Genomic DNA, 7,680 nt, shown 5'->3' on the forward strand with positions numbered 1-7,680 from the left:
CGCGCACCCACGTGCCGGCGCGGTCGTCGGCCGGGGCGCCCGTGTGGCCGTGCGGTTCGGGATGATCGAGGCGGCTGTGGCTCGCTTCGCCGCGCTGCCAGTGGAACTGCACCTTGATACGGTGGTCACGGTCCGTGTGGATCTCGGTGCCGGTCGGGCCGACGACGATGGCGGTCTGCTGGCCCTGCACCGTCGGGCGCGGATGCAGCAGGCGGCCGTGGCCATCCAACTGGCTGTCGCGGTATGGCGTCGCGGCGGGGATCGCGTCGAAGCTGTTGCGGTACACGGGGCGTTCCGCGATGCCCTTGCCGCGCGCGTGCAGGCTCGCCGACAGGATCTCGTCATTGAGCGCCGCGACCGGATCGTGGCCCAGGTGGCGGGCGAGCGTCGACGCGGTATCGGCGTCCAGGTTGTTGTGCGCGAGGTGGCGCACGCGCACGAGCAGCAACGGGTCGGCCGCGCTGTCCCGGGCGCCATGGTCCGCCAGGGTGAACGTCGTCCCCGGCGTGAAGGTACGCACGGTGCCGGCGCCCACGTGGACGACCTTGCCCGCTTCCAGTGCCTGCAACTGGCGCTCGGCGATGCGCGCGCCGTGTTCGCGGCTCGTGTACGCGTACACGCCGGGGATGTCGCGGCTGGCCAGTTCGACCGGATCCTGTCCGGCCGCGACGGCGGTCCGCACCTGGCGTGCGCGATAGTCCCAGCTGCGCAATTCGACGGCGTTCGTCGCGAGACGCGTCTCGGTGCGCCAGCGGTCGATGCTGTCCTCGCGCATCACGGCGCCGGATTGCGTGAAGCGCACGAGGGCCTGCGTGTTCGGCTTGAACGCGTCGTTGCTGTCGGCGATGACGAGCGTGTGCGCGCCCAGTGTCGCGCCGTCCGGGTCGCCCTCGTGCTCGAAAAAGCCGAACAGGCCTTCCTCGCGCATCAGGCGCCGCACGAACGCGAGATCGCTTTCCTGGTATTGCGTCGTCAGGCTGCGTCGCGGGTAGAGCGAGCGGTCGACCTGGAAGCGCCAGGCCGGCGCCAGCCTGCCCTTGCCGTCGTACGCGGAAAACACCGTGTCGATGATGTCGACGATCGTCTTGTCCTGGAAGACGCGGCTGTCGCGGCCCAGCGCGAGGAACGCGGTCCAGGGTTCGATCGTCAGCGTGTACCGGGCCAGGCCGCCGTTCGCGCCCGTCATCTCGGCTGCCGTCACGTGGCCGTGGAAAGGACGCACGCCCTGGAACGGCCCCGCCAGCAGCTCGAGCAGCACGGGCTGGCCCAGCAGCGATTTGAGCGCCAGCCCCGCATCCGTCGACAGGGCCGAGACGCGCAGCCGGTAGCCCGTCGCGATGGCTTCCTCGCCATGCAGCGATTCCGCCAGCAGGACGTCGCTGCCCAGCGTCGTATGCAGGCGCAGCACGCGGCTCGACTGGGTGAAGCGCGCCACGAGCGCCCGGATCGCCTGGGCCGTCAGTGGAAGAGAGGGTGTCAGCATACGCGGGGTTCTCGTTGTCGCATGATTCAGGTGCCGATGAATGCCGCGCACAACGCGTCCAGCGCGGACTTGAGCGAGACGTCGGGCCGCTTCAGGTGCCTGGACACCTTGTCGACGGCATAGTCGGTGTCCACCTGGTCTTCGACCCAGTCCAGGTCATCGAACGCGATGTGGCGCTCGCTGGCTGCCTGCGGATCCATGATCGCCTGCAGCGTGTGCGCCGACGCGCCGCCGAAGCCGAGCACGAGGCGCGGCTGCTCCCCGATGCGTGTGACGAACAGGGCGAGCTCGAAATCGGCGCGTGCGAGGAACGGCGCGATCGCATGCATCCAGTAGGCGCCGACGAGGCCGCGGTACAGCGGGTCGGCCGGCAGCGGCAGCACGAGGCTTTTCTCCAGCCGGCTCGTGCTGCTCGCCAGCACGGGCTGCAGCAGCAGCCCGAGCGCCAGCAGCACCCGGCGCACCGAGCCCGCGTAGCCGGCTTGTGCCAGCAGCGCCTGCAGCGTGTCGAGCGACTGCAGCTCGATGAAGTCGGCGAACGCCGCCGCGTGGGCGTTCGAGCGCAGGTCGAGTTCGACGACCTGGCCGGCGGCGGCCTGCAGCAGCGCGTCGGCGTCGGGCGCCGTCACCAGTCCCTTGCTGAGCGCTTCCAGGCGGCTCCACAGGACACCCAGCATCTGCGGTGCGGACGGGACGAACGCATCCGGTTCGGCCACGTCGAGCATGCCGGTCATGAGGAACGGGAAACGCCGTCCCGACGCGTCACTGCTGGCCACGATATGACCGGCGATCGCATGCCGGCGGCGCGGACCCGCGATGACGAAGTGCAGCGGGGCGACCGCGTCGTACCGCGATTTCCACCGCGCGTCGGCCATCATGAGGTCCATGGCGCGCGCGAGCCAGTCGTCCAGCAGCTTGACGAGCGCCGGGTTGTCGGAACCCTTGACGAAGTCGCCGCGGCTCGGGATCTTGCCGAAGTAGCCGATCGACACGTGTGTGGACGCGAGACTCATCAGACGGCGGCGGAAGCGGCGAGACCGGCCGGGCGGACCACGGCGACACTACGATGGACCGGATCGGCATTCCCGACGCACAGGACGGCGCCGGCGCCATCCAGCGCCTGGCGGCGGGCCAGCGCGAGCGTGGCCAGGAAGGGCACGGCACCCGACAGTCCGCAAGCCGGCCCGGTGGTCCTCACGTCGATGCCAGCATCGAGGTGCGGCAGGTCCTCGTGGGCCAGTGCCATCGCCTCGAGGACGCGGTTGCTGCGGTGGTCGGCATCCGCGAACAGCGCCGACACGGTGGATGCGTCGACGGCCGTTTCGGCCAGCACCCGTTCCGCCAGCCGGCGCAGGTCCGCGGCGTCGATGCGGGGCATGGCGTCGGCCGATGCGCTGCGCGTGGCGCTTGCCGCCTGCAGTATCGGCGCGGCGTACGCGGTATCGCCCAGCAGTAGTCCTGCGGCGCCTTCGCCCGGCACCAGACCCTGCGGATGGGCGGCGGAGAACAGGGCGCCGTCGGCCGCCATCCGGTCGACGACCGCCTGGTCGATGCGCGAATCGAAGGCGAGCAGGATAGTCAATGCCGGATCGTTGTTCGGCTGGCCGGCCAGCACCGACAGCAGGGCGCTGGCGGCGGCCGCGGGTTCGCCCGGCGGGGCGGGGCTGACGGTGACCTTTTCCGCGGCCGCCGCCAGCGCCACACCGCGGCCGATGCCCTGGGCGGCGCCGGTGACGATCATGACCTTGTCCCTGAAACGGTCCGGATGCATCATGCCGCCACCCCCGCCGTGCTCGTGGCCGAGAACTTCTCGAAGTGGAACGAATTCGGTGTCACGCCGATGCCGTCCAGCCAGCCGCGCACCGCGTCGACCATCGGCACGGGGCCGCACAGGTAGACGTCGACGTCGCCGCCGTTCATCCAGGCCGGTTCCACGTGCGCCGTGGCATAACCCTTGCGCGGATGGCTGCTGGATTCCGCCGCCACGCAGGTCACGTACTGGAACTGCGGATGCGCGGCCGCGATGCGGTCCAGCTGCGCCAGGCCGACCAGGTCGTGGTCGTTGGTCACGGCGTAAACCAGGCGCACCGGATGCGGGAAGCCTTTCGCCGCCAGCACGTCCAGCATCGACAGGAACGGCGCGATACCCGTGCCGCCGGCGAGCATCAGCACGGGGCGCTGTACGGGCCGCAAATAAAAGCTGCCGTACGGGCCGGAGAACGTGACCGGCTGCCCGACTTGCGCCCGGGTCGTCAGCCAGGTGCTCATCAAGCCGTCCGGCACGTTGCGCACGACGAAGCTCGCTTGTTCCGCACCGGGCGCGGAGCTGAACGAGTACGAGCGCGTCTGGTCCGTGCCGGGCACCGTCACGTTCACGTACTGGCCCGGCAGGAAGTCCAGCTGGTCGGGCTGGTCCGGCGCGATAGCGAAACGGATCGTGGACGGCGACAGCTGCTCCACGGTGGTGACGGTGCCGGGAAAGTCGCCGACGCCCGTCTTGCAGGCGGCGGACGTGGCCGGGATGCGTACGACGCAGTCCGACGTCGGGCGCATCTGGCACGCCAGTACGTAGCCGGCTTGCGCATCCTTCTCTTCGAGGGCATCCTCGATGTAGCTGTCCGGCGGCAGGTCGTAGCTGCCCGACTCGCACAGCCCGCGGCAGGTGCCGCAGGCGCCGTCGCGGCAGTCGAGGGGGATGTTGACCTTCTGGCGATAGGCCGCGTCGGACAGTTTTTCGTTGGGGTTGCAGCTGATGAAGCGCGTGACGCCGTCTTCGAACTGCAGCGCGATCGTGTGGCTCATGACCGTCTCCTGCTTAGATGTGATAGATGTCGATCACCTGGCTGATGTAGTCGTTCTTCAGCACGACGTACTTGTCCAGGATCTTCGGCTGCGGACCGGAAAAGTCGATCACGTAGCGCGACATGCCGAAATAGCTGTAGTCGGTGTGGTAGCGGTGGCTCAGCGTGTGCCAGTTGAAGCGCACCGTGTGCACCGCGCCCTCGACTTTCTCGATCTCCACGTTGGCGATGTTGTGGCTCGTGCGCGTATCGGGAATCGTCGCGCTGGAGCGTTCGGTCTTGATGCGGAAGACGCGGTCCTCCAGCCCCTGGCGGTTCGGGTAGAAGATCAGCGAGATCTCGCGCTCCGGGTCCTGGACCAGCGTGCCGTCGTCGTCCCACGACGGCATCCAGAAGCGCGCGTTGGCGTCGTAGCACTGGAGCCAGTCGTCCCACTGTTCGTCGTCGAGCAGGCGCGCTTCGCGGTAGAGGAAGGATTGAATATCCTGGATCGTGACCGCGCTCATTTCGCTTCTCCCTTCGCGTCGAATGCCTTCTTCATGACGTCGAGCCAGTAGCGGTGCTGGATCGTGTACAGGCCTTCGTCTTCCGTGCGCACGCCGCTCATGACGGGCGCCAGGCCGATGTCCTGCGCCGCGTCGTCCGCGCCGTGGATCCAGTGCCTGGCGCCGCGGCACATGTCGTTCCACTGCATCGCGGCGCCGTTGTAGCCCTGCTGGCAGGCGCGGAATTCTTCCAGGTCGTCCGGCGTCGCCATGCCGCTGACGTTGAAGAAGTCCTCGTACTGGCGGATGCGGTGCGCGCGCGCCTCGGGCGATTCGCCCTTCGGCGCGATGCAGTAGATCGTCACCTCGGTCTTGTCGACGGCGATTGGACGCAGCACGCGGATCTGGGAACTGAACTGGTCCATGAGGTACACGTTCGGGTACAGGCACAGGTTGCGCGAGCGTCCTACCATCCAGTCCGCGGTCGCCTTGCCGTATTTTTCCGTGTACTCGGCGTGGCGCGCGAAGTTCGGGCGGTCTTCCGGATTCGCCCACTGCGACCACAGCAGCATGTGGCCATGCTCGAAGGCGTAGAAGCCGCCGCCCTGGCGGCCCCAGTTGCCGGCGTCCATGGCGCGGATCTTGTCTTCGCCGGCCGCCTGCTCCTGTTTGCGCCGGTTCGTCGTGGCCGCGTAATTCCAGTGCACGGCCGTCACGTGGTAGCCGTCGGCGCCGTTCTCGGCCTGCAGTTTCCAGTTGCCCTCGAACGTGTAGGTCGACGAGCCGCGCAGCACTTCCAAACCTTCCGGCGACTGGTTGACGATCATGTCGATGATCTTGCCGGCCTCGCCGAGGAAGGCTTCCAGCGGCTCGACGTCCGGATTCAGGCTGCCGAACAGGAAGCCCTTGTAGTTGGCGAAGCGCGCCAGTTTCTTGAGGTCGTGCGAGCCTTCCTTGTTGAAGCATTCCGGATAGCCGGCCGATTCCGGATCTTTCACCTTCAGCAGCTTGCCGCTGTTGTTGAAGGTCCAGCCGTGGAACGGGCAGGTGTAGGTCGCCTTGTTGCCCCGCTTGTGGCGGCACAGCTGGGCGCCGCGGTGGCTGCATGCGTTGATGAACGCATTCAGCTCGCCGCCCTTGTTGCGGGCGATGAACACCGGCTGGCGGCCGATGTGCGTCGTGTAGTAATCGTTGACGTTGGCGACCTGGCTCTCGTGCGCCAGGTAGATCCAGTTGCCCTCGAAGATGTGCTTCATCTCGAGCTCGAACAGGGTCTCGTCGGTGAAGGCGCTGCGGTGCAGGCGGTGGTCGCCCGTTTGCGCGTCTTCGATCATGTAGTCGTCCAGCCGTTTGGGCTTGAACGCGTCGACAGGAACGATCGGGATCATGGCGGTGTCCTCAGGCGGCGGCGCGCGGACGGTCGACTTGCGTGGTCGGCGCGGCGGCGGTGTCGTGATACAGGTGGAAGTCGAAGTCGATCGACGCGAACGGCTTGTCGACACGCTTGGCGTCCAGTTGCGCCGGGTCGTCGATCCGGTTCACGGGCGGTACGAGGCCAGGGCGGCTCGCGAACGCGAAGTCGTCCCACAGGTATTCGTCGCCGTCGATGTTGATCTGCGTGGTCAGCTTGCGATGATCCGGGGCGCTGACGAAGAAGTGGATGTGCGCCGGGCGCTGGCCGTGGCGGCCCAGCAGGTTCAGCAGCTGCTGCGTCGTGCCGTCCGGCGGGCAGCCGTAACCGACCGGGATGATGCTGCGAAACTGGTAGCGGCCCTGGTCGTCCGTGACGATCGTGCGGCGCAGGTTGAACGGCGACTGCGTCTGGTCGAAGAACGAGTAATTGCCCGTCAGGTTCGCGTGCCACACCTCGACCTTCGCGCCCGGCAGCGGCTTGCCATCCTGGTCGAACACGGTGCCCTGCATGAACAGGACCTCGCCCTTGTCCGCCTCGGTCCCGTCGTCCAGGCGGGCGAAGCCCACGCTTTCCGGCGCGCCCGCCACATACAGCGGGCCTTCGATGGTGCGCGGCGTGCCGCCTTCCAGGCCGGCCTTCTGTTCCGCTTCGTCGGCGCGGATGTCGAGGAAGCGCTCCAGGCCCAGGCCCGCGGCCAGCAGGCCCAGTTCGTTGGCGGCGCCCGCGGCCGACATGTATGCCACGCCGTGCCAGAACTCGGTCGGGGTGATGTCGAGGTCCTCGATCGCCTTGCACAGGTCGCCCAGCAGGCGCAGCACCACCTGCTGCACGCGCGGGTCGGCGGGGCGGTCGGCGGCGTCCACGACCCAGCTGTGGGCCAGTCGTTCGATGTCTGCGTGGTTCATTTCAGGTCTCCTTTATAGTTGCGTTAGATATCGCCGTCGCGGACGGACGAGGGATGGCGGCACAGCGGCATGACGTCGATGTGCATGTAGGGGAACAGGGGCAGGGACGTCAGCAGCGTGTGCAGCTCGTCGACGCTGTCGACGTCGAAGATGCTGACGTTGGCGTACTGCCCGGCGATGCGCCACAGGTGGCGCCACTTGCCCTCGCGCTGCAGGCGCTGGGCGAGATCCTTTTCGGTCTGCTTGAGCGCCGCGGCTTCGTCGGGCGGCATCGTCGCGGGCAGGTTGACGTTCATTCGGACGTGAAACAGCATGGTGGTCTCCAGTGTCTTTACTTGCGTTGCAGGCTGCGCAGCTTGTCGGTGTCGATCTCGACGCCCAGGCCGGGGCCCGTCGGCACCTGCAGTTCGAAGTCGCGGTACACGAGCGGTTCGCGCAGCACTTCCTCGGTCAGCAGCAGGGGACCGAACAATTCCGTGTCCCACTCCAGGTCGGCGAACGTCGCGCAGACGTGCGCCGTGGCCGCGGTGCCGATGCCGCCTTCGAGCATCGTGCCGCCGTACAGGCCGATGCCGGCCAGCCGCGCGACGGT

At 67.9% G+C, this 7,680-nt stretch carries 9 protein-coding genes; all 9 read right to left on the reverse strand.

What is annotated here, in order from left to right; translation table 11 throughout:
- Positions 1-1,483, reverse strand: a 1,483-nt coding sequence (locus ACEN88_RS19960; RefSeq protein WP_413342327.1) for a type VI secretion system Vgr family protein, incomplete at its 3' end; no start/stop codon positions are given.
- Positions 1,484-1,509: 26 nt separating this feature from the next.
- A complete protein-coding gene (tagF, locus tag ACEN88_RS19965; RefSeq protein ID WP_413342329.1) occupies positions 1,510-2,496 on the reverse strand; it encodes a type VI secretion system-associated protein TagF in 987 nt (328 codons plus the stop codon).
- Positions 2,496-3,257 (reverse strand): hypothetical protein, encoded by a 762-nt coding sequence (locus ACEN88_RS19970; RefSeq protein ID WP_413342331.1) that lies wholly within the window; start codon positions 3,255-3,257, stop codon positions 2,496-2,498. The genes tagF and ACEN88_RS19970 overlap by 1 nt, the downstream gene beginning before the upstream one ends.
- Positions 3,254-4,285, reverse strand: a complete 1,032-nt coding sequence (gene benC / locus ACEN88_RS19975; RefSeq protein ID WP_413342332.1) for a benzoate 1,2-dioxygenase electron transfer component BenC — start codon at positions 4,283-4,285, stop codon at positions 3,254-3,256. Before benC ends, ACEN88_RS19970 begins: the two co-directional genes overlap by 4 nt.
- A gap of 13 nt (positions 4,286-4,298) precedes the next feature.
- Complete coding sequence (gene benB / locus ACEN88_RS19980) at positions 4,299-4,790, reverse strand: benzoate 1,2-dioxygenase small subunit (protein ID WP_413342334.1); 492 nt, start codon at positions 4,788-4,790, stop codon at positions 4,299-4,301.
- Positions 4,787-6,157 (reverse strand): benzoate 1,2-dioxygenase large subunit, encoded by a 1,371-nt coding sequence (gene benA, locus ACEN88_RS19985; RefSeq protein WP_413342336.1) that lies wholly within the window; start codon positions 6,155-6,157, stop codon positions 4,787-4,789. Before benA ends, benB begins: the two co-directional genes overlap by 4 nt.
- 10 nt (positions 6,158-6,167) lie before the next feature.
- Complete coding sequence (gene catA / locus ACEN88_RS19990; protein ID WP_413342338.1) at positions 6,168-7,088, reverse strand: catechol 1,2-dioxygenase; 921 nt, start codon at positions 7,086-7,088, stop codon at positions 6,168-6,170.
- Between the two features lie 23 nt (positions 7,089-7,111).
- On the reverse strand, positions 7,112-7,402 hold the full coding sequence (gene catC, locus ACEN88_RS19995; protein ID WP_413342340.1) for a muconolactone Delta-isomerase: 291 nt from the start codon (positions 7,400-7,402) through the stop codon (positions 7,112-7,114).
- Between the two features lie 17 nt (positions 7,403-7,419).
- Positions 7,420-7,680 (reverse strand): enolase C-terminal domain-like protein (locus ACEN88_RS20000; RefSeq protein ID WP_413342342.1); only part of this gene is annotated, 261 nt, incomplete at its 5' end.

The sequence above is a fragment of the Massilia sp. CT11-108 genome, from assembly GCF_047302915.1.
Taxonomy (GTDB): Bacteria; Pseudomonadota; Gammaproteobacteria; order Burkholderiales; family Burkholderiaceae_D; genus Telluria; species Telluria orientalis.

Excerpts from the sequence above, each read along its gene's own strand:
- benB (WP_413342334.1), bottom strand. The coding sequence starts at position 4,790 with ATGAGCGCGGTCACGATCCAGGATATTCAATCCTTCCTCTACCGCGAA.
- benA (WP_413342336.1), bottom strand. The coding sequence starts at position 6,157 with ATGATCCCGATCGTTCCTGTCGACGCGTTCAAGCCCAAACGGCTGGAC.
- benC (WP_413342332.1), bottom strand. The coding sequence starts at position 4,285 with ATGAGCCACACGATCGCGCTGCAGTTCGAAGACGGCGTCACGCGCTTC.
- tagF (WP_413342329.1), bottom strand. The coding sequence starts at position 2,496 with ATGAGTCTCGCGTCCACACACGTGTCGATCGGCTACTTCGGCAAGATC.
- catC (WP_413342340.1), bottom strand. The coding sequence starts at position 7,402 with ATGCTGTTTCACGTCCGAATGAACGTCAACCTGCCCGCGACGATGCCG.
- catA (WP_413342338.1), bottom strand. The coding sequence starts at position 7,088 with ATGAACCACGCAGACATCGAACGACTGGCCCACAGCTGGGTCGTGGAC.
- ACEN88_RS19970 (WP_413342331.1), bottom strand. The coding sequence starts at position 3,257 with ATGATGCATCCGGACCGTTTCAGGGACAAGGTCATGATCGTCACCGGC.